Origin of the sequence: Rhodococcus mengyinensis, assembly GCF_048381435.1 — a bacterium.
GTDB classification, from domain to species: Bacteria; Actinomycetota; Actinomycetes; order Mycobacteriales; family Mycobacteriaceae; genus Rhodococcus_F; species Rhodococcus_F opacus_D.
This window is the reverse complement of the sequence record NZ_JBLWIT010000056.1, coordinates 1-24738: the sequence shown is the minus strand read 5'-3', so window position 1 is coordinate 24738 and position 24738 is coordinate 1. Positions and strand designations below refer to the sequence as shown.

21 protein-coding genes are annotated in these 24738 nt (G+C 67.9%); 8 read left to right on the top strand and 13 right to left on the bottom strand.

What is annotated here, in order from left to right:
• Positions 1 to 3: 3 nt before the first annotated feature.
• The 8 genes from ACNJ7E_RS11425 to ACNJ7E_RS11390 form a co-directional block, all read right to left on the bottom strand.
• The gene (locus ACNJ7E_RS11425) at positions 4 to 831 is read right to left on the bottom strand and encodes an ABC transporter ATP-binding protein (protein ID WP_418339909.1); all 828 of its coding nucleotides are present in this window, start codon (positions 829 to 831) and stop codon (positions 4 to 6) included.
• Entirely contained in the window at positions 824 to 1690 is an 867-nt protein-coding gene (locus ACNJ7E_RS11420; RefSeq protein ID WP_418339907.1) for an ABC transporter ATP-binding protein, read from the bottom strand. Before ACNJ7E_RS11420 ends, ACNJ7E_RS11425 begins: the two co-directional genes overlap by 8 nt.
• Positions 1680 to 2537: an ABC transporter permease gene (locus ACNJ7E_RS11415; RefSeq protein ID WP_283331204.1), complete on the bottom strand. Its 858-nt coding sequence runs from the start codon at positions 2535 to 2537 to the stop codon at positions 1680 to 1682. Before ACNJ7E_RS11415 ends, ACNJ7E_RS11420 begins: the two co-directional genes overlap by 11 nt.
• Before the next feature lie 7 nt (positions 2538 to 2544).
• Complete coding sequence (locus tag ACNJ7E_RS11410) at positions 2545 to 3570, bottom strand: ABC transporter permease (RefSeq protein ID WP_037226828.1); 1026 nt, start codon at positions 3568 to 3570, stop codon at positions 2545 to 2547.
• Positions 3567 to 5090 (bottom strand): ABC transporter substrate-binding protein, encoded by a 1524-nt coding sequence (locus ACNJ7E_RS11405; protein WP_418339905.1) that lies wholly within the window; start codon positions 5088 to 5090, stop codon positions 3567 to 3569. The genes ACNJ7E_RS11410 and ACNJ7E_RS11405 overlap by 4 nt, the downstream gene beginning before the upstream one ends.
• Before the next feature lie 33 nt (positions 5091 to 5123).
• The gene (locus ACNJ7E_RS11400; protein ID WP_418339904.1) at positions 5124 to 6515 is read right to left on the bottom strand and encodes an LLM class flavin-dependent oxidoreductase; all 1392 of its coding nucleotides are present in this window, start codon (positions 6513 to 6515) and stop codon (positions 5124 to 5126) included.
• A gap of 150 nt (positions 6516 to 6665) precedes the next feature.
• Positions 6666 to 8030 (bottom strand): aminotransferase class I/II-fold pyridoxal phosphate-dependent enzyme, encoded by a 1365-nt coding sequence (locus ACNJ7E_RS11395; protein ID WP_418339902.1) that lies wholly within the window; start codon positions 8028 to 8030, stop codon positions 6666 to 6668.
• Between the two features lie 53 nt (positions 8031 to 8083).
• On the bottom strand, positions 8084 to 8782 hold the full coding sequence (locus ACNJ7E_RS11390) for an alpha/beta hydrolase (protein WP_280782057.1): 699 nt from the start codon (positions 8780 to 8782) through the stop codon (positions 8084 to 8086).
• A 209-nt stretch (positions 8783 to 8991) separates the two neighbouring features.
• Between ACNJ7E_RS11390 and ACNJ7E_RS11385 the strand changes: the two genes are divergently transcribed.
• From ACNJ7E_RS11385 to ACNJ7E_RS11375, 3 genes are all read left to right on the top strand, one after another.
• Entirely contained in the window at positions 8992 to 10290 is a 1299-nt protein-coding gene (locus tag ACNJ7E_RS11385) for an O-acetylhomoserine aminocarboxypropyltransferase/cysteine synthase family protein (RefSeq protein WP_418339901.1), read from the top strand.
• Between the two features lies 1 nt (position 10291).
• The gene (locus tag ACNJ7E_RS11380; RefSeq protein WP_280782059.1) at positions 10292 to 11362 is read left to right on the top strand and encodes an LLM class flavin-dependent oxidoreductase; all 1071 of its coding nucleotides are present in this window, start codon (positions 10292 to 10294) and stop codon (positions 11360 to 11362) included.
• 176 nt (positions 11363 to 11538) lie between these two features.
• Entirely contained in the window at positions 11539 to 12921 is a 1383-nt protein-coding gene (locus tag ACNJ7E_RS11375) for a flavin monoamine oxidase family protein (protein ID WP_280782060.1), read from the top strand.
• Here ACNJ7E_RS11375 and ACNJ7E_RS11370 read toward each other — a convergent pair.
• Both ACNJ7E_RS11370 and ACNJ7E_RS11365 read right to left on the bottom strand, forming a co-directional pair.
• A complete protein-coding gene (locus ACNJ7E_RS11370) occupies positions 12915 to 13712 on the bottom strand; it encodes an SDR family NAD(P)-dependent oxidoreductase (RefSeq protein WP_418339900.1) in 798 nt (265 codons plus the stop codon). The genes ACNJ7E_RS11375 and ACNJ7E_RS11370 overlap by 7 nt on opposite strands.
• A 129-nt stretch (positions 13713 to 13841) precedes the next feature.
• On the bottom strand, positions 13842 to 15254 hold the full coding sequence (locus ACNJ7E_RS11365; RefSeq protein WP_418339898.1) for an aldehyde dehydrogenase family protein: 1413 nt from the start codon (positions 15252 to 15254) through the stop codon (positions 13842 to 13844).
• A gap of 162 nt (positions 15255 to 15416) precedes the next feature.
• Between ACNJ7E_RS11365 and ACNJ7E_RS11360 the strand changes: the two genes are divergently transcribed.
• The 3 genes from ACNJ7E_RS11360 to ACNJ7E_RS11350 all read left to right on the top strand — a co-directional run bounded on the left by ACNJ7E_RS11360 (position 15417) and on the right by ACNJ7E_RS11350 (position 19589).
• Entirely contained in the window at positions 15417 to 15995 is a 579-nt protein-coding gene (locus ACNJ7E_RS11360) for a DUF4232 domain-containing protein (protein ID WP_418339897.1), read from the top strand.
• An 87-nt stretch (positions 15996 to 16082) separates the two neighbouring features.
• On the top strand, positions 16083 to 16205 hold the full coding sequence (locus tag ACNJ7E_RS11355; protein WP_257014924.1) for a hypothetical protein: 123 nt from the start codon (positions 16083 to 16085) through the stop codon (positions 16203 to 16205).
• Positions 16206 to 16316: 111 nt separating this feature from the next.
• Positions 16317 to 19589 carry an arabinosyltransferase domain-containing protein gene (locus ACNJ7E_RS11350; protein WP_418339961.1) on the top strand — a complete coding sequence of 1091 codons (3273 nt, stop codon included), beginning with the start codon at positions 16317 to 16319 and terminating at the stop codon, positions 19587 to 19589.
• 43 nt (positions 19590 to 19632) lie between these two features.
• Here ACNJ7E_RS11350 and ACNJ7E_RS11345 read toward each other — a convergent pair whose 3' ends face one another.
• Together ACNJ7E_RS11345 and ACNJ7E_RS11340 are read right to left on the bottom strand one after the other, a co-directional pair.
• Positions 19633 to 20088 carry a tellurite resistance TerB family protein gene (locus ACNJ7E_RS11345; RefSeq protein ID WP_005254018.1) on the bottom strand — a complete coding sequence of 152 codons (456 nt, stop codon included), beginning with the start codon at positions 20086 to 20088 and terminating at the stop codon, positions 19633 to 19635.
• 112 nt (positions 20089 to 20200) lie between these two features.
• Positions 20201 to 20944, bottom strand: coding sequence for a DUF429 domain-containing protein (locus ACNJ7E_RS11340; protein WP_280782064.1), 744 nt, complete (start codon positions 20942 to 20944; stop codon positions 20201 to 20203).
• Between the two features lie 145 nt (positions 20945 to 21089).
• On the opposite strand from ACNJ7E_RS11340, the gene ACNJ7E_RS11335 reads away from it, so the two are divergent.
• Entirely contained in the window at positions 21090 to 22502 is a 1413-nt protein-coding gene (locus ACNJ7E_RS11335) for a purine-cytosine permease family protein (protein ID WP_280782066.1), read from the top strand.
• Between the two features lie 165 nt (positions 22503 to 22667).
• Entirely contained in the window at positions 22668 to 23075 is a 408-nt protein-coding gene (locus ACNJ7E_RS11330; protein WP_280782068.1) for a VOC family protein, read from the top strand.
• A 144-nt stretch (positions 23076 to 23219) separates the two neighbouring features.
• Here ACNJ7E_RS11330 and ACNJ7E_RS11325 read toward each other — a convergent pair whose 3' ends face one another.
• Positions 23220 to 24620: an IS1380-like element ISRop1 family transposase gene (locus tag ACNJ7E_RS11325; protein ID WP_418339895.1), complete on the bottom strand. Its 1401-nt coding sequence runs from the start codon at positions 24618 to 24620 to the stop codon at positions 23220 to 23222.
• Between the last annotated feature and the right edge of the window lie 118 nt (positions 24621 to 24738).

Here is a 24738-nt window from a genome sequence, read left to right as displayed (position 1 = left end):
TACTCACGGGAGGCGGAGCCTCAGTTCGCGGCGACGTTCCCGCGTCACCGCGCCGCCGCTCAAGGTGGGAGCCGAACCGACGAGGAGCGCCGTGTACGGATGCTGGGGATCGGAGATCACCTGATGGGTGGGCCCGTCCTCGACGATGTTGCCGCGGTACAGCACGACGATCCGGTCGACCAGCGCCGCGACCGCCCCCAGGTCGTGTGAGATGAACAGCTGAGCGAGTTGCCGCGAGTGCCCGAGTTCGGTGAGCAGCTTCAGGATCTGGATGCGGTTGACCGAGTCGAGGGCGCTGACCGGTTCGTCGAGCAGCAGCAGCGCCGGATCGAGGACGAGGGCCCTCGCGATCGCGATCCGCTGGCGCTGCCCACCCGACAGGTCGGCGGGAATCCGCGCCGCGATGTCGGCGTCGAGTCCGACACTGCTCAGTACCGCTGCCACCCGCGACTGCACGACGCCCCGGTCGAGTCCGCCCCGCACGAGCAGTCCCTCGGCGATCGACTCGCCCACCGGAATGTCCGGATCGAGGCTCAGCAGCGGATCCTGGAACACGTATTGCACGGTCCCCGTGCGGCGGTGCGCCCTGCGGTCCGCCGTGGACAGGTCGTCGACGCGCTGCCCGCGGATCTCGATCGTTCCGGACGTGGGAGTGATCAGACCGAGAATCGTGCGGGCCAGTGTCGTTTTCCCGGAGCCGCTTTCACCGATGAGTCCCACCTTCTCACCGGCATCGATGGTCAGGTCGACACCGTGCAGGATCTGCTTGCGGGCCCCACGGACCCCGCGCTCCACCCGGACGCCGGTCATGCGCAGCAACGACTCAGACACGAGCCGCCTCCTTTCCGGTGACCGACTCGAGCCCGTACTCCCGATGGTTCTCGACGAGTTGGCGGGTGTACTCGTGCCGGGGCGCGGTGAGCAGGTCCTCCGCACGCCCGGACTCGACGACGGCGCCGTCCCGCATCACGATCACGCTGTCGCAGACCTGAGCCACCACGGCGAGGTCGTGCGAGACGAGGACGAGGGCGAGGCCCAGTTCGTCACGCAGGTCCTCGAGGAGGTCGAGCACCTCGGCCTGAACGGTGACGTCCAGGGCGGTGGTCGCCTCGTCCGCGATGAGGAGTTCCGGTTCCGCGGACACCGCGATCGCGATGAGCACCCGCTGGAGCATTCCGCCGGACAGTTCGTGCGGGTATTGGCGGTACACGGTGTCGGCGTCATTCAGCCCCATTTTCCGGAACAGTTCGACGCCGCGACGCCGGGCGTCCGCGCGGGACAGCCCGAGGGTCGACCGGAGTGCCTCGGCCAGTTGTTCACCGACCCGGATGGACGGGTTCAGATAGGACGCCGGGTCCTGGAACACCGCCGAGATGCGGGTACCCCGCAGCGGCCGCCAGTGTGTGCGACCGAGGTCGGTGAGTTCGATGCCGTCGAAATCGATCGAGCCTGCGGTGACGCCGATTCCGCCGGGCAGGATTCCGAGGATGGCCCGGCAGGTCAGCGACTTACCGCTGCCCGATTCGCCGACGATCCCGAGGGCTTCGCCGCGCGCGAGGGAGAAGTCGACGCCGTGGACCAGTTCGGTTCCGTCGTCGAGTGCGATGCGCAGATCGCTCACGGTGAGCACCTGCGTCTCGGGACGCGTGGTTGCGGGTGCCGACGGGGCAGCCAATGTGTCAGTGGACATCCGAGGTGACCTCCTGTTTCCTGCGGGCGCGTGGTTGGGGTCGGCCGGTCGCATCCCGCAGCGCGTCGGCGATGGCGTTGAGTGCCCAGACGGTGGCCACGATCAACAGGGCGGGCACGACCGGGCCGAACGGAACCTGGTAGAGGTACTGCAATCCGCTGGCGAGGAGTCCGCCCCAGGTCGGGTCCGGCGGAACGACCCCGATCCCGAGGAACGTCAGCGAAGACACGATGACGAGGCTGGCTCCGGTCATCGCCGCGAACGTCACCCCCACCGCCGGCAGCACCTTACGCACCGCGTGGCGACGGATGATCCAGGACGTGTCGGCCCCCATCAGTTCGGCGGCCTCGACGTACTGGGAGTTCGCCACCGTCAGCGCCGCGGCACGGGTGACCCGGTAGAACGCGGGTGCGATGAGGATGCCGACCGCGAACATCGCCTGCGCGAGCCCGTTTCCGAGCAGCGCGGTCATCGCGACGGCGAACACGAGGAACGGCAGCGTGATGAGCGCATCCATCAACCGGAGGGTGAACCATTCCACGCCGCGCCCGAGGTACACCGACAGGAAGCCCGGGATCACGCCGAGGAGGAATCCGACCACCACGCACTGCAGTGCGGACAGCACCGACACGGTCGAACCCGCCAGCAGCCGGCTGAACACGTCCCGTCCGACGTTGTCCGTCCCGAGCCAGTGAGTTCCACTCGGGCCCTGCAGGATCGCCGACGTGTCCTGCTCGAGCGGGTCGAACGGCGCGAGGGCGGGCCCGAACACCGCGAGCACCACGATCAGCCCGAGGACGACCACCGCGGCGCGAGCGGAGTGGTAGCGCAGGATTGCTGTGAGCATGGGATTTTCAGTCTCTCCGCTTGGTTGCCGGCTGCAAGACGCTCTGGGCGACGTTGACGACGATGTTGCAGAACAGCACGAACACGATCGCCACGACGAGCGTTCCCTGGACGATGGGAACGTCTCCGCGCAGCGCGGAGTCGGCGGCGAGGCGACCGAAGCCGGGCATGGAGAACATGGTCTCCATCACGACGGCGCCGCCGATGAGCGTGGGGATCTTCATACCCAGGATGGACAGCGCGGGACCGCTGCCGTTGCGCAGTGTGTGCACGAACAGGATCCGGGACGGACCGATACCCCGGACCACCGCGCCGGTGACGTAGTTCTGGTCCAGCTCCGCGACCAATCCGGTGCGGAGTTGTCGCGCGATGTCGGCGACGACGTCCATGCTCAACGCGATCGCGGGCATGATGATCAGCGACAGCCAGCGGCCGAAGTCCTCGTCCGGCGGGACGTACCCGGCCGACGGCAGCCAGTGCAACCCGACGCTGAGGACGAGAATCAGTCCGATCGAGATGACGAACGGCGGCAGCGTCGAGGCCACCGACGTGTAGGCGGTGATCAGCCGGTCGATCAGGCTGCCCTTGTAGACGGCGGCGAGCACACCGAGTCCGACACCGAGGACGAGTCCGATGACCAGAGCCACACCCGCGATCGAGGCACTGACGGCCAGCCGCTCGCCGATCAACTCGCTGACCGGGATCTTGCTGAACCACGAGACCCCGAGGTCGCCGCTCAGCATGCTCGACATCCAGTCGACGTACTGCTGCCAGACCGGCTTGTCCAGCCCGAATTCGGCGTTGATGCGGGCGATCGTCTCCGGCGTCGCGGCGTCGCCGGCGATCCCGGCGGCCGGATTCAGCCCGCTGGCCGCGCCGAGCAGGAAGGTGATCAGGGTGGAGAACAGGAAGACCGGGACCACGATCAGCACGGTACTCAGCACGACCCGCAGCGCCGTGCCGAGCGCGCCCGCAGGCACCGGGAGAGCGAATGTTCTCCCGGTGCCTGCGGCCTGGACGTCGGCGGTGGTCACGAGACCGTGACGCCTTCCCACCGCACCTGGGACGGCAGGATGTTCAGGTTCTTCAGGTCCGGGTTGGACACGATGATCCACGGATTGCTGAAGATGTAATTCGTCGGCGACTGCTCGACGCCGACCTTGACGGCCTGCCACAGCCGCGGCTTGTACTCCGGGTCCTCGAGGGGCGTGCGACGCACGGCGTCGAGCGCGGCGGTGAACTCCGGCGACGCGTGCGGGCCGCTGAGGTTCATGATGCCTTCCGGACCGTAGACGGCGAGCAGATTCTGCACCGGGGATTCACGCCCGATGGTGCCGTCCGTCGCCAGCTGCGGGTTCTTCGCGATGTAGACCTCGCTCTGCCACGTCGACGATCCCGGCGGCACCACCTTGATGGTGGACTCGACGCCGATCTTCTTCAGCTGCGACTGCACGAGCTCCGCCCGGTTGGTGGCCGCCGACTGCGCGGTGATCTCGATCGACAACTGTCCGGGACCGAAGCCCGCCTCGGTGAGGAGACGAGATGCCTTGTCCGGATCGTAGTTCCAGAGCTTCTCGATCTCCGGGTTGAACGCGAGGTATCCCTCCGGGAAGGGCTGGCTCGTCGTGCTGCCCAACCCGTTCGTGATGACGTCGACGAACGCCTGGCGGTCGAATGCGTAACGGAACGCCTCGACGACCTTCGGATTGTCGAACGGGGCCTTGTTCAGGTTGATGGACACGTCGTTCGCGGCCAGCGACGGCTTCACGGTGACATCGAGACCCGCGGCCTCGGCTTCCTTGGACTGCAGGGCCGGCAGCGTCGCGAAATCGATGGAGCCGGACTGGACCCCGGCGACGAGTGTGGCCGGGTCCGGGGCGACGCTGAGTTCGAAGTGGTCGATGTGGATGTTCTCGGCGTCCCAGTAGTTCGGGTTCTTCTCGAAGTACGCGTGATCCTCGGCGACGAAATCGGTGATCCGGAAGGGACCGGCGCCGACCGGCCACACACTGAGCTTCTGCGGGTCGGCGGCCGCGGTCGGGCTGGCGATCGCACCGGTGCGCCCGGCGACCAGGTACGGGATCTGGTAGTCGGCGTCGGCCAGGTGCAGTGTGACGTCGGTGGCGCTGTCGGCCGTGGTCTCGGTGACACCGGCGAGTTGATCGCGCAGGAACGAATCGTCCTGGGTCTTGCCGCGATCGAAGAACGCCTTCACCGCCTGGGAGTCGAGGATGGTCCCGTCCGAGAAGGTGAGACCGTCACGCAGGGTGAAGGTCACGGCGGTGCCGTCGGCGTTGTACTTCCAGCTCTCGGCGAGTGACGGTTCGACGTTGCCCTCGGCGTCGAGCCGGGTCAGCGACGCGTACGCGAGGCTGATCGTGTTGATGTCGTTTCCGGTCCGGCTCGTCACCGGATCCCAGGAGGTGGGGAGGTTGAACGCCCACTTGACCTCGGCGCCGTCCGAGCTGCTGCCGCCGCCGCACGCGGTGGCAACGAGCCCGACGATCACTCCGAGTATTACGGCGCCGACGATCCGCCGGCTCTTCTTGCTCACTGGGTGCTCCTGACCATGCAGAGGGGTGGTGATTCAGACGCTCGCGGACAGCGATGCGGTGGTGCCGGGCAGCGGGGCGGGGTCGACTCCCGCACGCCGCGCGCGGGTGTAGCGGTTCTCCGCGAAGGGCAGACCGAGGTTGCCGCGCAACGTGTTCTGCTCGTAGTCCTCCCGGACGGCCCCGCGCTCACGCAGGATCGGCAGCACCTCGTCGACGAAGCGCTGGAACTGTGCCGGGTGGCCGATGTGGATGTTGATGCCGTCGAGGGCGTGGCCGTCCAGCCAGCGTTGCAGCTCGTTCGCGACGGTCTCGGCGCTGCCCGTGAACGGCGACGTCTTCGGCGCGCTGAGCGCCTCGACGGTCTGCCGCAGTGTCAGCCCGCGGTCGGCGGCGAGGTCGGCGATCTTCTTCGCCTGCGTGTAGAAGCTGCGCTCGGCGTGCTGCAGTGCCTCGGCGGGGAACGGCGCGTCGAGGTCGTACTGCCGGAAGTCGTGCCAGCCGAACGGCCGGCCCAGTTCCCGGAGGGACTTTCCGAAGTCGTTGTCCGCCAGCTGGGTTGCACGTTCGATCTCGCGGGCGTCGGCGTCGGTGTCGCCCACGGTGACGCTGACTCCCGGCAGGATCACAATGTCCTCGGGAGCGCGCCCGTAGGCCGCGGCGCGGGTCTTGATGTCGGTGTAGAATGCCACTCCCGCCTCGAAACTCGGCGCGTGCGTGAAGATCCCGTCGGCGATACGCGCTCCGAGATCGCGGCCCTGGTCGGAGTCGCCGGCCTGGAAGATCACCGGCTGCCCCTGCCGCGAGCGTTCGATGTTGAGCGGGCCCACCACCGAGAAGTGCTCACCCCGGTGGTCGAGGGTGTGCAGCTTGTCTGCGTCGAGGAAGCGGCGGGCCTCCCGGTCGCGCGGGAACGCGTCGTCCTCGTAGGAGTCCCACAGAGCCTTGACGACCTCGACGTGTTCGAGGGCCCGGCCGTAGCGGGTGGCGTAGTCGTAATGCTCCTCGAGTCCGTAGTTTCCGGCGGTACCCGAGTCGCCGCTGGTGACCACGTTCCAGCCGGCACGGCCGCGGCTGATCAGATCGAGGGACGCGAACCGTCGCGCGAGGTTGAACGGCTGGTTGAACGATGTGGTTAGTGTGCCCACGAGCCCGATGTGTTCGGTGGCCACCGCGAGCGCCGACAGCAGCGTCAGCGGCTCGAGCCGGTTCAGGTAGTGCGGGGGCGAGTCGGGGGTGATGAATTGGCTGTCGACGATGAACACGAGATCGAACCGCGCCTGCTCGGCCAGCCGCGCGTACCGGATGTACCAGTCGATGTCGACGCTCGCGTCGGCGGGAATCTCCGGGTCCAGCCAGGTGTACGGGTGCCCGGGACCACCCGTGGGGGTGAGGACAGCTCCCAATTTCAGTTGCCGTCTCGTCATGTTCTCGCTCCTTCGTCGTTCGCCGTCAGGCACCTGCCTCGGCACGCCGCGTTGAAGTGTATGGAGCAAACAGACGCGTGCAGAGTATTAAATTCTCGATGTTTCAAAACATATTTCGTATGTCCCGCAGGGCTGTCGAACAAAGTCCGATCAGTCGAAGAACTCGCGCGACGACTCCGCGACGGCCACCGCGACGACGTCGGCGAGTTGCCCGATCAGGTCCGGGTCGTCGGGCAATTGGGTGGCCGACAGGCGTAGGAGTTGACGTGCGGGCGCCTGCACGAACGAGCGGGAACCGGCCCCCACCGAGATGCCCTGCCGCGCCAACGCGACGAGGGCCGCGGTCTCGTCCGACACCGTCACCCACACGACCAGACTGTGCGGGCCCGCGAAAGCCTCGATGCCCCGGTCGATCAGCGCCCCCAGCAGCGACGTGCGTCTGGCGGCGTAGCGCTCGTGCGCCGCCGTGACCGCGCGCTCGGCGTCGGCGCTGCCGATCAGATGGGCGAGGGTGTTCTGCAGGATCCGGCTGTTCGAGCCGACTCCGTGGCTGCGCACCTTCATGGCCTTCTCGATCAGTTCGCGGGACCCGCCGAGAACGGAGGTCCGCACGTCGATCCCGTATGCCTTGCAGTAGCTGCGGATCCGGACGACACGCTGCGGCAGTACCGATCCCAGAGAGGGAGGCTGCTGCGGTTCGAGCGGTCCGATCGAGTCGTCCTCGACGACCCACACAGCCGGATGCCGCCGCAACACCTCGGTGAGTTCACTCGTGCGCCGCGCGCTGACCGCATGGTCGACGGCGAACGGCGCACCGGGCTGGAACACGAAGGCCACCGCGCCGGCGGTCAGGGCCGCATCGAGAGCGTCCGGCCGAGGGCCGTCGCGGTCGGCGCCGACCCCGACCGCATCCAACCCCAGGTCGCGGAGGGTGTCGAGAACACCCGGGCCCAGGGGCTCGTCGACGGCCACCATCGAACCGGGTGGGGCCGCCGCCTCCACGGCCAGCAACAGCGCCTCGGTGCCGCCGCCCGCCGTGGCCCAGGCCTCCGGTTCGAACGGCCAACCCGGAGCCACGGCATTCCTCAACCGCTCGGTCATCAGTTCGCGGCCGAACACATTCAGCGTCTCGGCATCCAGACTGGACAACAAAGCGTCGGACAGGGAGGGCTGCAGCGCCAGGTCCGGTGCATTCTGCGCCAGGTCGACACCACGCCAGTCGGGTATGCCACGCTCGGGCACGCTGTCGAGCGGCGGAAGAACAACGGTGCCGCCGCGGCGGCGGGTCTGCACGAACCCCTGTTCCTGCAACCGGCCCCACGCGTTGACGATCGCACCGACACTGAGATCGGTCGATTTCGCGAGTGCGCGGACGGTCGGCAGGCGATCGCCGGGGCCGAGCTCACCCGACTTGATGAGGTCGGCGACGGCATCGGCCAGTTCCGCGGTGCGGCCGTCGATCTTTTCGAGCAACCACTCCGGAGCAATCGTCTCCGACTCCAGCACCGCTGACATCCACACCCCTTCGATCGACAACCACTACCGCCCCCGCGCCCCGCGAGTCCGGGTCACTGCGCGAGTGCCCCGGCCGGTTCGCGGAGGATGATGTCGGGCGTCCCGGGCAGGCGGAGACGCTCGAGGAACTGCACGACCTCAGCGGCGACCGACCGGTGGGACACGTCGTTGAGGATGTCGTGCAGCCCCTCGTGAACGACGACGACCCGGGCGTCGGGCAACGCGGACGTGACGGCCAGGACGTCCGCTGCCGGGCTCAGTACATCGGCGCCTCCGTGCACGACGAGGACGGGAACCTGCACGTGGGTCAGCGAATCGGCCGTGGCCACCGGCGTTTCCGCACCGAGCGTTCCCCGCTCGAGAGCGTCGGCCGACGACAGGACCCCCCGATGCACGGGACACGCGGAACGGATCTCGAGTTCGCCGTCCCACTCTCCGGTGAAGGCGTCGGCGCCCGCGACGAGAAGACCCGCGGCCACCACCCCGGACACGGCCGGATGCGTCGCGGCCAGGTCGAGGGCGGTCAGGGCGCCGCTGTCCGACCCGACGAGGGTGACCGGAAGATCGGTCTCCGCATCGGCGATCACCCGAGCAGTCGCCGCGGGATCGTTCTCCACCACCGCGACACGGTAACCGTCGAAGGCGATCCGGCGGGCGAACCGGCGGTACACGTGAGCATGCTCACCGCGGCCGGCGACCACGATCACCGAGCCACGCACAGTCGCTTCGGGTTCCAGCCAGTCGATGTCCACTGATTACCTCATTCGGGGGATTGTTCGCAGGATTGACTGCGTCACCCTGACCCACACGCGCGAGGTCGAACAAGACTAATGCTCGAGCAGAACAAAACGCGTGCCTTCTCGCCGCGCTTCGTGTTTTGTTCCGAACATATTCGTTTTGCTCTGCCATTCACCCGCTCTGCCATTCACCCAGAAGTATCGACGAAGGGACAGGCACACCGATGCCCGAGACCACAGGGTTCGCGACCCGGCAGGTCCGCACCGGCTATCAACCCGGAACGCCGCAAAACACCGCGATCCCCCCGATCTACCAATCGGTTGCCTACGATTTCGGCAGCTTCGAACAGGCACGGGACATCTTCTCCCTCCGCCGGAAGGGAAACCTGTACAGCCGCACCGGGAATCCCACGCAGGCCGTGTTCGAGCAGCGCCTCGCCGATCTCGACGACGGAGTCGCCGCCCTGGCCACGGGTTCCGGGCAGTCCGCTGTCGCGGTCGCCCTCCTCACGCTCGCCAAGTCCGGACAGCACATCGTCGCGGCCCGGCAGCTGTACGGGGGAACCGTCGATCTCCTCACCGACACCTTCGCGGACTTCGGGATCGAGGTCACGCTCGTCGATCAGGACGACCTCGACGCCTGGCGTGCGGCCGCGCGTCCGGATACCCGGGCCTTCTTCGCCGAGACGATCGGCAACCCCGTCGCCTCCGTGCTCGACGTCCGGGCCGTGGCCGACATCGCGCACCAGGCGGGGGTCCCGCTGATCGTCGACAACACGATCGCCACCCCGTATCTGCTCCGCCCGAAGGACTTCGGCGCCGACATCACCGTGTACTCGGCCACCAAGTTCATCGGTGGGCACGGCAGTTCGCTGGGTGGTGTGATCGTGGACCTCGGCACGTTCGACTTCGGCGCGGAACCGCAGCGGTGGACCCAGTTCACCGAGCCCTACCCGCGCATCGGTGACCTCGTGCTGTGGGAGGAGTTCGGCCGCGAACGCAGCGCCTACCTGGTCTACGCGAAGACGAAGATCGTCCACGATCTGGGTCCCGCACTGTCCCCGTTCAATTCGTTCCAGCTGCTTCAGGGGTTGGAGACGCTGGACCTGCGGCTGCAACGGCAGGTCGGTTCGGCGCTGGCGATCGCACACTTCCTCGACGGTCATCCCGCGGTCGCGAAGGTCAACTACCCCGGATTGCCGGACAACCGGTGGCACGCTGCCGCCCAACGGTATCTGCCACGCGGCGCCGGCTCGGTCTTCTCGTTCGATCTCGCCGTCGACGACTCGAAGGTGGCGAAGTTCATCGACTCGCTGCAATTGTTCGCCATCGTCGCCAACATCGGCGACGCCCGTTCGCTGGTAGTACACCCCGCCACCACCACGCACAGCCATCTCGGCGACACGCAACTCCGCGACGCCGGATTCGGCTACCGCACCGTCCGATTGTCGATCGGACTGGAAAACCTGGAAGACCTCGTCGACGATCTGTGTGCTTCGCTCGACGCCATCACGGAGGAATGACATGCACTTCGGCTACTGGACGCCCATCTACGGTGGCTTCCTGCGCAACCTCGGCGACGAAGGGATGCCCGCCACCTGGGACTACGTCAAGAAGCTCGCACAGCTCGCCGATCGTCTCGGATACCACACCACCCTCGTGCCCGAGCTCTATCTCAACGACCGCAAGGGCGTCGACGCGCCCAGCCTCGAGGCGTGGGCGCTGTCGTCGGCGATCCTGGCGGTCACCGAACAACTCCGGGTGATGACGGCGGTACGACCCGGATTCCACCTGCCGGCGGTCACCGCGAAGGAATCGGCGACGATCACCGACATCGCCGGAACAACCGAGGCGGGTGCGGCACGGTTCGCGCTCAACGTCGTCGCCGCGTGGTGGGAGGAGGAGGCCCGGCAGTACGGCGGCGCCTTCACCCGGCACGACGACCGATACCGGCAGGCCACCGAATTCGTCGACGTTCTCCGTGGGCTCTGGGAGCACACCCCGTTCACCTACCAGGGCGAGCACTTCAGCGTGCGCGACTCGATCCTGTCGCCGAAGCCCGGCATCCACCCCCCGGTCTTCGCGGGCGGTGAGAGCGAGAGCGGCCGCGAATCGATCGCGACCTTCGCCGACTCGTACGTGCTGCACGGCGGCACCGTCGAGGAGGTGCGCACGAAGATCGCGGACATGAACGCACGGTCGCAGCGAATCCACCAGCGCGACATGGCTGAATTCGGCATGTCCACGTACATCATCGTGCGCGACACCGAAGCCGAGGCCCGCGCCGAACTCGAACGCATCACCACCGTCGATCCGCACTCGCCCGGGTATGCGTCGTTCGAGGAGTTCGTGAAGAACTCCGAACTCGACGTCGAGCTGTCCAGGCGCGAGTACTCCGTCGGCACACGTGGACTGCGTCCCGACCTCGTCGGCACACCGGAACAGGTCGCCGAGAAGATCCGCGCCTACCAGGATGCCGGTCTCACCCTGCTGCTCATCCAGTGCTCCCCCGCGCACGAGGAACTCGAGCGCATCGCCGAGCAGGTCTTCCCGCTCGTCCCCACCCGTGAGTACTTGTTAACCGCGGGCGGTTAACAAGTACTCACGGGTCGGGCCTTGACCGGACCACTCGCCGCGAGTAAGGATGAATATGTTCTGTGCGCGGCGATTTCATTCCCGGAGAGAGGAATTCACACCCCCAGGACCAATGGCGGCGCACCCGTTACATACGGCCGCACGAGGGCCGCGCGCGCAGCGCGAGGGGATGTGTCATGGCAGACATCGAGGTCGACTATTGCGTCGTAGGCGCCGGATTCGCCGGACTGACGGCGGCACTGCGCCTGAAGCAGGCCGGACAATCGGTCGCGCTCGTGGAGGCGCGTGACCGGATCGGCGGCCGAACGTTCACCGAGGTCCGCGAAGACGGTTCGTGGATCGATCGGGGCGGTGCGTGGATCGGGCCGGGACAGGACCGGATCTACGCCCTGATGGACGAATTCGGCGTCAAGAGTTACAAGCAGTACACCGACGGCGAGGCGATGATGGTCGTCGACGGCAAGCAGTACCGGTACAAGGGCACGATTCCCCTGACGATGAGTCCCTGGGCGGCCGCGAATCTCGGGGCCGTGTTCGTCGAACTCGGCGAGATGTGCAAGACGATCCCGCTCGACGCGCCGTGGGAGGCGAAGAAGGCAGCGAAGTGGGACTCGATCAGCCTCGCCAAATGGCTCGGCGACAACACGCTGTCCACACCCGCCCACGACCTTCTCGAGACCGCCATCGCCGGCTGCTACACGTCCGCGGCGTCCGAGGTGTCGATGCTGTTCGTCCTGTACCAGATGGCATCCGGCGGCGGTCCGAGTTTCGTCCTCGGTGTGAAGGACGCCGCCGAGGACGCGCGGCCGGTTGGCGGAATGGGTGCCGTCTATCGTCCGATGGCAGCCGAGATCGGCGACGCGCTCCACCTGTCACAACCCGTCCGGGACATCGCGCAGGACGGCGACGGCGTGACCGTCCGCTCCGCGGATCTGGCCGTGCGGGCCCGGAGGGCGATCGTCGCGGTACCCCTGGCGATCGCGAGCCAGATCGTCTACGAACCGCTGCTGCCGATGGATCGGTCCTTCCTGCACCAGCGAATGCCGAGCGGTGCGGTCATGAAGATCGCCGTCCTCTACGACGAACCCTTCTGGCGCGCCGCCGGACTGTCGGGGCAGTCGGCGGCACCCGACTCCCCCGCGACCGTCACCATCGACGCCAGTACCGACACGGGACGTCCCGGTGTTCTGTGCGTCATCGTCGAGGGACCGATCGCCCGCAAGCTGGGGACGCTGCCGGAAGCGGAACGGAGGAAGGCGGTGCTCGCGGAGTTGACCGCGAGGTTCGGAAATAAGGCAGCCTCCCCCGTCGACTACATCGAGCAGAACTGGAGCGTCGAGCGCTACTCCGGCGGCGGCATGCTCAGTCATGCGCCGACGGGAGTGCTCACCCAGTTCGGCCGCGCCCTCCGCAAGCCCTGCGGTCGCGTTCACTGGGCAGGCACGGAGAGTTCGTCCGTGATGTGCGGATGGGTCGACGGGGCCATCCGGTCCGGGGAGCGCGCCGCCCGCGAAGTCACCGAACACGACGGCGTGCTGTCACCCGCCCGCGCTCAGTAGTAGACGGCGCCCGGAACACCACCGCCGACGGCCACCGCGTCGCCGGTGATCCCGACACTGCGCGGTGACGCCAGGAACGTGACGACGTCCGCGACCTCGCTCGCGTCGATCAACCGGTGGATCGAGTTGGTGGCCAGCCGCGACTCCAACTCGGCGACCGGAACACCTTCGTCCTCGGACTGCTTGGCCAACCGGTCGACGAGTCGCTCCGTCCGCGTCAGTCCCGGATGCACCACCGTCACGTTGATTCCGTGCGGTCCGAGTTCGTCGGCGAGGTTCTTCGTCAGCGCCGACACACCGACGTTCCGCACGGTCTGCGCGATGGAATTGGCCTGGCGTGCACCGAGCCCGCTGATATTGATGATCCGTCCCCACCCCTGCTCCACGAGGTGCGGTGCCACCGCGCGGGCGGTCCGCAGATAGCCGAGCACCTTGATCTCGAGTTCAGCGCGCACCACGTCGTCGGTGGTGGACGCGAAGTCGCTCGGCTTGCCCGCACTCCACGGTGTGGCCGCGGCGTTCACGAGAATGTCGACGCCGCCGAGTTCGTCCACCGTCCGCTGCACGAGGGCGCGCACCGAACCGTCGTCGCCGGTGTCGGTGGGTACCCCGATCACCCGGCGCCCGGACTCCTGCGACAGCGTCTTCGCCGCCAATTCCAGCGCCTCGACGCCCCTGGCCGCGAGCACCACGTCGACCCCCTCCGACGCGAGGCTCCGCGCGATCGCGAAACCGATTCCGCGGCTGCCGCCGGTGACGACGGCCCGCTTGCCGCCCAGACCGAGATCCATGTCGTTCTCCTCATCTCCACTGTCCACCCCTCGGTTCGAGGGTAGGACCGCGGCGGTCGGGAGTCACGGATTCGGTTCAGCGTGAGGCCAATTGCGCTCCGCACCCGTGCGCCTTTCTGGTAGCAGTCACTACCAAAATGGCGCACGGGCGGCGAAGCCGAGGACGCCGGCCTCGCGGCCGATGCCCGACTGCTTGTACCCGCCGAACGGGGCGTTGGTGTTGAACGCCCCGCCGTTCACCTCGACCTGGCCGGCGCGCAGCTGCCGCGCGACGCGGTCGGCGCGGTCCTGGTCACCGGACCACACGCCGGCGGCGAGGCCGTACTCCGTCGCGTTGGCGATCCGCACGGCGTCGTCCTCGTCCTGGTATCCGATGATCGACAGGACGGGGCCGAAGATCTCCTCCTTGGCGATGGTCATGTCCTCGGTGACACCGGAGAACACGGTGGGGCCGACGAAGTAGCCGGATTCCTGGCCGGTCTCCCGGCCGTCGAGTACGGCGTGCGCGCCTTCCGCGATGCCCTGTTCGATGTAGCCGCGCACCCGCTTCAGCTGGTTCGAGTTCACCAGCGGCCCCAGCACCGAGGTGGCGGCCGTCGGATCGCCGACCGAGTAGTTCTGCGCGACCTGCGCCGCGATGGCGGCGGCCTCGTCCACCTTGCCCGCGGGGACCAGCATCCGGGTCAGCGCCGAGCAGGTCTGACCGGAGTTGAGGAAACACTTGGCCACTCCGTCGGTGACAGCCTTCGTCAGGTCGGCGTCGTCGAGGATGACGTTGGCGGACTTGCCGCCGAGCTCGAGTGCCACCTTCTTCACCGTCTCGGCCGCGACCACCGCGACCCGCTTCCCCGCGCGGGTGGAGCCGGTGAACGAGACCATGTCCACCTCGGGATGGCCGGCGATCGCCTCGCCCACGACGGGCCCGAATCCGCTGACGAGATTGAACACGCCTGCCGGCAGACCGATTTCGTCGAAGACGTCGGCGAGTGCGTACGTGGCGAGCGGTGCCACCTCGGTCGGCTTGAGCACCACGGTGCATCCCGCGGCCAGAGCACCGGCGACCTTGAGCACCACCTGGTGGAGCGGGAAATTCCACGGGGTGATCACCCCGACGACACCGATCGGCTCGCGCACGATCAGCGAGTTGCCCACCTCATGGGCGTCGAAGTCGTAGGTGGCGGCCAGTTCGGCGAAGGCGGCGAGGTTCGCGAGCGGCATGCCGATCTGGATGGGCTTCGCGAATCCCAGCGGCATGCCCATGTCGCGGGACACCAGGGCAGTGAAGTCGTCGAGGCGCTCCTGGATCAGGGCGGCCGCCTTCCGGAGGTACTCGCCACGTTCCTTGCCGCTGAGCGCAGACCATGCGGGGAAGGCTGCTCGCGCGGCCTTCGCGGCGCGATCGACGTCGTCGGCGGTGCCCTCGGCGACCACCGCGATGACGTCTTCGGTGGCCGGATTCACCACGTCGATCCGGCCCGTCCCCTGCGAATCGACCCAGGATCCGTCGATGTAGATCTTGGTCCGGTCCAGAACTTCGCTCATCGGTCTGCCTTCAGTGAATGTGTCGCGGATCCCCTGCGCCCCGCAGCCTACGACCGGAATCGTCCCTCGAGGGGCGAATGCGATCTCCCCGAATCACCTACCGGGACGCCACCGATCGCGGACCATCGACTACGGCAGCACATCAATAGGAGGAGCGATCAGATGCGCACGCAGTCACCGGCACGCGCCCGTCTCGGCGTACTCGGAATCGCCGCCGTGCTCACCGCCTCGGCGTGTGGCTCGACGGACGAGACGGGGACCGCCGAACCCTCGCGTGACATCACCGTCACGAGATCCGCACCGTCCGAGACGACCGCACCGCATCCCGACCGCTGCCTGATCGGCGAACTGCAGGTGACGCTCGGACAGGCGAGCGGGGCCGCCGGATCTCAGGAGATCCCGCTCGTCTTCACCAACACCGGCACCCGCAGCTGCGTCCTCCACGGATACCCGGGGGTCTCGTACGTCGCGTCCCCGGACGGTCCGCAGGTGGGTGCCGCGGCCGAGCGGGACGGCGGATCCGACACTCCGGTGACGGTCGCTCCGGGCGCACGGGCCACCGCAGCGGTGCGTGCCACGGTGGTGCAGAACTATCCGGCCGAGACGTGTGGCCCCACTCCGGTCGCGGGATTCCGGGTGTACCCACCCGACGACACCGGGTCGGTATTCCTCCTCTACCCCACCACCGGCTGTTCGCAGACCGGCGTGAAACAGCTGTCGGTGCAGCCCGTGATCGGGTGACCTGGTTCACCCGCCCCGGGTGAATCGGCTCACCCTGTTGCCGACCTACCGTTGCGCTACCGGCTCGCGTAGAAGGAGGGCGGAGACATGTTCGAGATCATTCGCGAAGTGCATTCCGAAGTTCGGCACCGCCGCGGTCCGCGGCATCACCACCATCTCCTCACCCGAGCGGAGCGCCGGTCGCGGATCCTGAAGCACTTCCACATGTGATCCGCCGGGGTGGCCGGTCCTCCGACCGGACCTGTTCTTGCCTTCGCTAACAATTGTCGCGGATGGGTACTATCCGACGTCGTGACTGACAGCAGGCTGGAATCGGCGAAAGTGTCCAGAGACGACTCGGACGAGTCGCCGATCGGGACCCCGCCCCAGTCGTCTCCCCTCGGTCAGTCGGTCCGCTCCGCCCGCCTTCTCGCGATCATCGCCTCCGTCTTCGGAGTGCTGCTCACGTTGTCGCTCCCGTTCCTTCCGGTCGAGCAGGACAGCGCAACCCTCAGCTGGCCGCAGAACGGCAGCACCGGAAGCGTCGAGGCACCGCTCGTCACCTACGCGCCGCTGAGCCTCGACGTGCAGATCCCCTGTTCGGCGGTCGGCGAACTCGCCGACCGCGGCGGGATCCTGACCTCCACCGCCCCCGCAGGCGCCGCCGACGCCGGGAGGTACGGACTGGTCGCCAGGGTGAATCCTGCGACCCCGGACGGTCCCGCCGGCGTCGAGGTGCTGTTGCGGAACAAGGTGCTGCTGTCATCGCCGCTGGACCAGCTACCCGCAGACTGCGCGCTCGTGGTGTCGTCGGATTCCACGCGGACCACCGCGGGATTCGTCGCGGCGGGCCAGGACGCACCGACCGTCGTCGACGGCGACCTCCGCCCTCAGATGGTGGGCATCTTCAGCGACCTCGACGGTGCGGCGCCCGACGGACTGCAGGTGACCGCTGAGATCGACAGCCGCTTCTCGTCGACGCCGTCGACCCTCAAGTTCGCCGCCATAGTGGTGGGCGCGCTCGCGACGATTCTGTCGCTGGTGGCTCTGCACCGTCTCGACGACGTGGACGGACGCCGGGCACGACGATTCCTTCCCACCCGCTGGTGGTCGTTCGGGGCCGTCGACGCCGTCGTCATCGGCACGCTGGTGCTGTGGCATTTCATCGGCGCCTCCACCTCCGACGACGGCTATCAGTTCAACATGGCCCGCACCTCCGCGGCCGCTGGGTACATGGCCAACTACTTCCGCTGGTACGGCGTCCCGGAGGCGCCGTTCGGGTCTCCGTACTACGACGTCCTCGCGGTGCTGGCGAACATCACCCCGGCGAGCCCGTTCGTGCGTCTGCCCGCGCTGCTCGCCGGCATCGTCGCGTGGCTGGTGATCAGCCGTGAAGTCGCACCGCGACTAGGCGCCGCCGTCCGCGGCAACCGGCTCGCACTGTGGACCGGCGGATTGGTGTTCCTCGCGTTCTGGCTCCCGTACAACAACGGTCTGCGGCCCGAGCCGATCGTCGCGGTGGGCGTGCTGCTCACCTGGTGCTCCGTGGAACGCGCCGTCGCGACCCGGAGACTGCTGCCCGCCGCGGTGGCGATCCTGGTCGGTGCGGCCACGCTGACCGCGGGGCCGTCCGGGTTGATCTGTTTCGGCGCCCTGGTCGCGGGCGCCCGGCCGATCCTGCAGATCGTGATCGCGCGGGCCAAGACGGTGGGGTACGTCGCCTTGCTGGCGCCGCTCGTCGCGTCGGGGACGGTGATCCTGGTGGCGGTGTTTGCCGACCAGACCCTCGCCGCCGTCATGGAGATGCAGCACGTACATGCGATCGGCCCCAACGTTCCCTGGTTCGACGAATACCTTCGCTACCAGTACCTGCTGAACATCTCCGTCGACGGTTCACTGGCGCGCCGGTTCGGCGTGTTCGTGATGGTGCTGAGCCTGGCCGTGACGGTCTTCGTGATGCTCCGCAAGGGCGGCCGGATCCCCGGGACCGCGGCCGGACCGTCGCGGCGCCTCATCGGCATCACGCTCGCCGCGATGGGGCTGATGATGTTCACGCCCACCAAGTGGACGCACCACTTCGGCATCTACGCCGGCCTCGCAGGGTCGCTCGCCGTCCTCGCGTCCGTGGCGGTGAGCACCGCCGTGGTGCGCTCGCCGCGCAACCGCGCCCTGTTCGCGGCCGCCGTGCTGTTCCTGCTGGCGATGTGTTTCACCAGCACCAACGGGTGGTGGTACGTGTCCAGTTACAGCGTCCCGTGGTGGGACAAGCCGGTGTCGATCGCCGGCCTGGGCGCCGGCACGATCCTCCTCGGCGCCACGCTGGTGATGCTGCTGATCGCGGCGTGGTGCTACTTCCGCGAGCCCTACACCCGGACCGACGCCGTGCGGCGACGCCGGTTGTGGGCGATCCCGCCGTTGACGGTGGCGGCCGCCGCGATGGTGCTGTTCGAGGTGCTGTCGATGGCGAAGGGCGCGGTCGCGCAGTATCCCGCGTTCTCCCTCGCCCGTTCCAACGTCGACGCCGTCACCGGCGCACCGTGCGGTCTCGCCAACGACGTCCTGCTCGAAACCGATCCGAACGCGTCGCTGCTGCAACCGCTGTCCGGCGACGCCGCCACCGCCCTGGCGGGTACCGGCACCGTCGGCTTCACACCGAACGGCGTCGCCGGCGACCTCAGTGCCGACGAGGAATCGTCGGATGCGGGTGTCGCCAACTCCGTCAAGACCGACAACACCGAGCAGACGGCGTCGAGCAATGCTGCGGGCACCGGCGGCGGCGCCGGCGCGGTGGGCGTCAACGGCAGCGCGGTGGCCCTGCCGTTCGGCCTCGACCCCGACCGCACGCCGGTCCTCGGCAGCGACGGCAGCGACGGCGACGCGTCACTGACCACCGATTGGTACCGGTTGCCGAATCCCGAATCGGACGCCGGGGCGGGCGACATCATCTCCATCGCCGCGGCGGGCCGCATCCAGTCCGTCGACGCGGACGGCGTCGTCACGTACGGCCAGAACCTCGAGGTGGAATACGGCACCACGGGGCCGGACGGCGCGGTCGCGGTGGCGGGACGCGTGACGCCGATCGACATCGGCCCGGCACCGTCCTGGCGGAATCTGCGCGTCCCGCTCGATTCCCTGCCGGACGATACGGATGTGATCCGACTCGTGGCGTCGGATTCGGACAGTGATCCGCAGCAGTGGCTGGCAGTGACACCGCCGCGTGTTCCGCGGACGCAGACACTGAACGACGTGATCGGATCCGACGCACCCGTGATGATCGACTGGGCTGTGGGACTTGCCTTTCCGTGCCAGCGACCGTTCGACCACCGCACCGGGGTCGCGGAGGCGCCCGAGTACCGGATCCTTCCCGACCGTCCCGGCGCGATCATGACGAGCCTGTGGCAGGACCGGTACGGCGGAGGCCCCCTGGGCTGGATTGAGATGACCCGGGCGAGCCGAACCATACCGTCGTATCTGCGGGACGACTGGGACCGTGACTGGGGCGGAGTGGAGCAGTACTCACCGCTCGACCCCGACGCGAAGACCGCGGAGATCGACACCACCCGGACTCAGCGTTCGGGCATGTGGAACCCGGCGCCGATCATCACGGCCTACTGAGCGTCGGTGACGCGCCCGTGAGCCGGGCGCGTCACCGATCACCTCAGAGTTCGAATTCCGCCGGGGCGATGCCGACGGCGAAACAGGCGTCGCGCACCACGTTTCGCTCGTGCTGGTCGAAGTTGCCGTCGGCGCCACCGATGACGATGCCGATCTGGATGACGGCACGTGCCTGATCCTGCTTGGACTTCAGCTTCGCGATGGTCGCGGTGGCCTCGATCTTGCCGAACTCGAAATCGGACTGCAGCTTGCTGCAGTACCAGTCGAACTTCTGACTCAACTCGTCCGACGGGAACACACTCAGCGCCTCGTTGCTGGTGATCAGCGCCGCGGTCTTCTGACGCTCGGACGGGTCGATGGTCCCGTCCGCCGCGGCGATGAGGGCGCACATGGCCATGCTGGCGTTGGCGAACTCCTTGTTCTGGAACTGTGCCGTCTTGGTCTTGAGCTGGCCGTTCATCTCGAACGCCTTTGCCTTCAGCTGATCCCAGAAAGCCATTGGACTCCTTCTTCGTGTGCCCACGCACGGTGCGTGTGGTGTCCAATTTGCCAGGTTTCGCCCGAGGGCGTCGCCGCGGTCGGTCTACCAGCGCAGTCGCAGAAATCCGCCGCTAGGGCTGCAGCGCCTGCAGGCCCCCCGTCGGCACGTGGATCCACCCCTCCCGCTCGGCGACGGCGCGGTCGTCGCCCTCGGGTAGTGCTGTGCAGCCGACGGCCGCGGCCCGTGCGATGACGGCGGCCAGCACGGCGTCGAGGGCGTCGTCCGATTCGCGGCAGATCGTCTGGAATGCACCGAGTTCCAACCAGTCCGCGGCCGCCAGGAGCGCGTCGACCAACTCCCCCAGCGTCACCCGGTTCTGACCGCTCTTGTATCCCCGCGACACCAGCCCCCAGGTGCGCAGCGCGGCCGCCGGATACACCTCGACCACGCGGCCGTCGACGCGTCCGACGTCGATGCCGAGGTCGCCGAGTTCCGCAAGTATTCCGGCGCAGCGCAACGCGACGTGTGCAATGAGATCCGCCGACACACTGAGCGGGGATATCCCCGTCGCGGCCTGCACCACGAGGTCGGTGCGCCGCTTGGTCAACGGTCGACGCCCCTCGCGGTTGGCGAGACCGCTGGTCGCGGACAGTCGGCCGGCGTGATGCTCGGACACCATGCGGACGAACGCGTCGGGCCAGCCGAACGGTGCATCGATACCGGTCCTGTCGCAGGCCAGCACGGCCTCGGTGACGGCGTCGTTCCCGGCTCCCAGCCGGACGGACTCGACGCGGGCCACACCGTCGGACCAGTCGATGATCGCCAGGGCCGTTTTCTTCGGTTCGGCCGCCAGGTCGACTCCCACGGTGCGCATCGGCCCAGGCTAGTCCCGACCTGCTGAATCAGAAGAAGTGATGCAACGCATCAGTTAGTTGTTCTGTACAGATTCACTGCCTCCGACCATTGTGGTCTCCACTACTCGACCTAGAAGTGGCGCACTTGCGCCGTTCGGAGGATTGATGCCCGACACCCACGTCGCCCCGATGCTGGAGAAGCACACCATCGGGTTCGTCCCGGAATCCGATCGCCACGGCAAGGTTCGCGATCTGTTCACGCTGTGGTTCGGCGGCAACCTCGCCCCGCTCCCGATCGTGACCGGCGCCCTCGGCCCCAGTCTGTTCGGACTCTCGCTGTGGTGGAGCCTCGTCGCGTTCGTCGTCGGACATCTCGCAGGCGGCGCCCTGATGGCGTTGCATTCGGCGCAGGGACCCCAGATGGGGATCCCCCAGATGATCCAGAGCCGCGGCCAGTTCGGCACATTCGGGGCGCTCATCATCGTGGTGATCGCCGCCGTCATGTATCTCGGCTTCTTCTCGTCGAACATCGTCCTCGCCGGCCAGTCGATGCACGGGATCGTGACCGGCATACCCGTGGACGTGGGGATCGTGGCCGGCGCTCTCGGCTCCGCCGTCATCTGCATCATCGGCTACCGGTTGATCCACATCCTCAACCGCATCGGAACCTGGGTCCTCGGAATCGGAATCCTGGTGGGCTTCTTCGCCATCCTCACCGGCGACCTGCCGTCGGACTTCCTCACGCGGGGCGACTTCAACTTCGCCGGCTGGCTGGCCACCGTGTCACTCGGCGCACTCTGGCAGATCGCGTTCGCGCCCTACGTCTCCGACTACTCGCGGTACCTCCCCAAGAACGTGGGTGTGCCGTCGACGTTCTGGGCGACCTACCTCGGCTGCACCCTCGGCTCGTTTCTCGCGTTCGCGTTCGGCGCGGTCGTCACCCTCGCCGCACCGGTCGGCATGGGCACGATGGACGGCGTCAAGGCGACGACGGGAAGCCTCGGCAGCATCATGCTGGTGCTGTTCCTGCTCAGCGTCATCAGCCACAACGCGCTGAACCTGTACGGCGCCGTCCTCGCCATCATCACGTCGGTCCAGACGTTCCGCGCCCGCTGGATTCCGACCGCCCACGCCCGCATCATCCTCTCGACGATCATCCTCGTCGCGGCCTCCGTCGTCGCCATCGCGCTGTCGGCCGACTTCGTCTCGCACTTCGTCGATCTGGTGGTCGTCCTCCTGGTGGTCCTGGTGCCGTGGACAGCGATCAACCTCATCGACTTCTACATCATCCACAAGGGCGTCTACGACCTCGAGTCGATCTTCCGCTTCGACGGCGGCGTCTACGGCCGGTTCAACTGGACGGCAATCACCGCCTACCTGCTCGGCATCGTCGTCCAGATTCCGTTCATGGCCACATCCCTCTACACGGGCCCGATGTCCGCGTTCCTCGGCGGCGCCGACCTGTCCTGGGTGGCCGGACTCGTGGTGACCGGACCCCTCTACCTGCTCCTCGCGCGGCGCGGCTCGACCGGAGCGAAGACCACGTCCGCCGCGACGCGTGAGCCTGCGCGCCTGTAGTCCTCGAACACCGCACCGCCCGAGCCCGTTACAGGCTCGGGCGGTGTGCGTGGTGCCCGCCCCTGTCCGCTCGGGCAGGGTTTCGCGTTTGTCCACCACCCGACAGCGCCGACTCGCTAGGGTCGAAAGAAGAGACCGATTCACCGGAGAAGGAAGTTGTCGCAGATGTCCAGTTTCCCGGGCCTCACCCACGTCGCGATCACCGTGTCCGACCTACCGGCCAGCACCGCCTGGTACACCGCACTGTTCGGATCAGCCCCCGTGCTCGACGAGGACGAGGAATCGGGAACCTTCCACCACACGGTGTTCGCGCTCGACGGCGGCATGCTCTTCGGCCTCCACACGCACCCCGACGGCGGCGCTCCCGCACGTTTCGACGAACGGCAGGTCGGACTCGACCACATCGCGTTCCAGTGTTCCCCCGACGCGCTGCCCCGGTGGGTGGAGCGGCTCGATGCCCTCGGCATCGAGCACGGGGGCATCAAGACGGCGCACTACGGTTCCGGCATCTCGTTCCGCGACCCCGACAACATCGCGCTCGAATTCTTTGCCCCACCCGTGAGTACTTCTTAACCCGGATCCACCGATAGGGGCGGGTCGGCTGATGGGTTCGGTTGCGGCCGTTGATGGGCTGTCGGGGCGTGGGTGATCGCCCGACCGATGTGTCGGGTTGTTCCACTGGGTCTTTCGGGTCGGGGCCGGGGGTGGCCGGGCGGATTAGGTGACCTGGGGTCTTCGATGCCGGGTGTGGGTGAAGAGTTGGTTCCATTCGGATTCCCAGGGCCAGCGCCGCGGCAGGTGCAGGGTAAGGCGGCGGGCCGAGGACGCGATCCGCGCCGGGACCGAGATCAGGGTCCGGCGGATGGTGGCGGTCGTCGCCCGCACCAGGCGGGCCCCGGTGAGGGTGGCGGCGGCGCGGGTGAGATTGAACGCCATCACCGCAAGCACCAGCCAGGCACTATTGGCGGCGAACCGCCCCGACGGCAGGTGCGCGAGCGCGGAGTTCTTCAGGTCGGCGTGGACCTGCTCGATGATCGCGTGCCCGCGGTGGATCTTGTCCGCGGCCACGGTGTCCAGGACGGCGGGGTCGGTGGTGGTGAAGAACGCGTGGAACCGCCAGGCGTCGAACAACGTGCCCTGACCATCGGTGTGTTCCCGCAGGTCGGGGATGCGGCGCACCACCAACCGGCCCGGTGTCCGCTCGGAGGCGAGGCGGGTGAACGCGGTGAAGTCGATCTCGGCGACCTCGGCGCGGGAGATCCACCGGCCGGCCTGTTCGTCGTAGACGGCGTCGGTGTATTCGATCGGGGTCCACGCATCCTCGTCGATGGCGGCGATCGCCGCCTTCACCGTCGCGGTCATCCGCACCGTGACCGAGACGTCGGCGCCGGAGCGCAGTGCCGCGGACACGGTCGGGTGCCCGTAGAAGGCCGAGTCGGCCCGCACCAGCACAGACCCCGGTGACAGCTGCGGGCGCAGGCGGCCGAGTGTGGCGAGGGCGTCGCTGACCATCCGGGATGCCCCGCGTGGGGATCCGCAGCCGCCGCGGCGCAGGCGTTGGCCGACGATCACCGGTGCCCGCCCGTCGGTGGTGGCGGTGGCGATCAGCGCGTTCAACCCCCGGACCCCCGTATATCCGTAGCCCGAACCCTGCTTGGCGTGCCCGTGCACCGGGACGATGGTGTCGTCGAGGTCGACGAGGATCCGCCCACCGACTTCGGGCCCACCGACCAGCGGTGTTCGTTCGGCCAGGCCTTGCAGGAATCGGGCGGCGACGGCGTCGAGTTGGCGGACGTGCCCGAAGGAGAACGTCCGCAGGAAGGAGCCCAGCGTCGACGGGGCGTACGGGTGGTCGAATACCGTGGGCATGGCGCCGTGCCGCAGCAGCGCCATGTCGTCGATGCTGTCGGCGCCGGCGACCATGCCCGCTACCAGTGCGGTCACCTTCCGGCCCGCGTGTGCGCCCTTGTCGGTGGGCAGCGTCAGATGCTCGTCTGCCAGGTCATCGAGGCCGCAGTCCTGAGCCAACCCCAGGACCGGGATCAGTCCGGCCGCGGCGAGGAGATTGCGGTCGTCGAACGCCGAGGCCGTCACCGGGTGGGTGTGGGATAGTTGCACCCTAGAGATGCCCTTCGTGTCGATCGAACTGGTTCTGTGAGAAGTCCAATTCTTTCAGCACGCAAGGGCATCTCGCCGTTTCGACTCACCTACCCCGCACCACATCGGTGGATCCGGG

What these genes read in the sequence shown, in the direction of transcription:
- ACNJ7E_RS11420 (WP_418339907.1), bottom strand. Translation starts at nt 1,690, where the DNA reads ATGTCCACTGACACATTGGCTGCCCCGTCGGCACCCGCAACCACGCGT.
- ACNJ7E_RS11415 (WP_283331204.1), bottom strand. Translation starts at nt 2,537, where the DNA reads ATGCTCACAGCAATCCTGCGCTACCACTCCGCTCGCGCCGCGGTGGTC.
- ACNJ7E_RS11400 (WP_418339904.1), bottom strand. Translation starts at nt 6,515, where the DNA reads ATGACGAGACGGCAACTGAAATTGGGAGCTGTCCTCACCCCCACGGGT.
- ACNJ7E_RS11395 (WP_418339902.1), bottom strand. Translation starts at nt 8,030, where the DNA reads ATGTCAGCGGTGCTGGAGTCGGAGACGATTGCTCCGGAGTGGTTGCTC.
- ACNJ7E_RS11385 (WP_418339901.1), top strand. Translation starts at nt 8,992, where the DNA reads ATGCCCGAGACCACAGGGTTCGCGACCCGGCAGGTCCGCACCGGCTAT.
- ACNJ7E_RS11380 (WP_280782059.1), top strand. Translation starts at nt 10,292, where the DNA reads ATGCACTTCGGCTACTGGACGCCCATCTACGGTGGCTTCCTGCGCAAC.
- ACNJ7E_RS11375 (WP_280782060.1), top strand. Translation starts at nt 11,539, where the DNA reads ATGGCAGACATCGAGGTCGACTATTGCGTCGTAGGCGCCGGATTCGCC.
- ACNJ7E_RS11370 (WP_418339900.1), bottom strand. Translation starts at nt 13,712, where the DNA reads ATGGATCTCGGTCTGGGCGGCAAGCGGGCCGTCGTCACCGGCGGCAGC.
- ACNJ7E_RS11365 (WP_418339898.1), bottom strand. Translation starts at nt 15,254, where the DNA reads ATGAGCGAAGTTCTGGACCGGACCAAGATCTACATCGACGGATCCTGG.
- ACNJ7E_RS11360 (WP_418339897.1), top strand. Translation starts at nt 15,417, where the DNA reads ATGCGCACGCAGTCACCGGCACGCGCCCGTCTCGGCGTACTCGGAATC.
- ACNJ7E_RS11355 (WP_257014924.1), top strand. Translation starts at nt 16,083, where the DNA reads ATGTTCGAGATCATTCGCGAAGTGCATTCCGAAGTTCGGCACCGCCGC.
- ACNJ7E_RS11345 (WP_005254018.1), bottom strand. Translation starts at nt 20,088, where the DNA reads ATGGCTTTCTGGGATCAGCTGAAGGCAAAGGCGTTCGAGATGAACGGC.
- ACNJ7E_RS11340 (WP_280782064.1), bottom strand. Translation starts at nt 20,944, where the DNA reads ATGCGCACCGTGGGAGTCGACCTGGCGGCCGAACCGAAGAAAACGGCC.
- ACNJ7E_RS11335 (WP_280782066.1), top strand. Translation starts at nt 21,090, where the DNA reads ATGCCCGACACCCACGTCGCCCCGATGCTGGAGAAGCACACCATCGGG.
- ACNJ7E_RS11330 (WP_280782068.1), top strand. Translation starts at nt 22,668, where the DNA reads ATGTCCAGTTTCCCGGGCCTCACCCACGTCGCGATCACCGTGTCCGAC.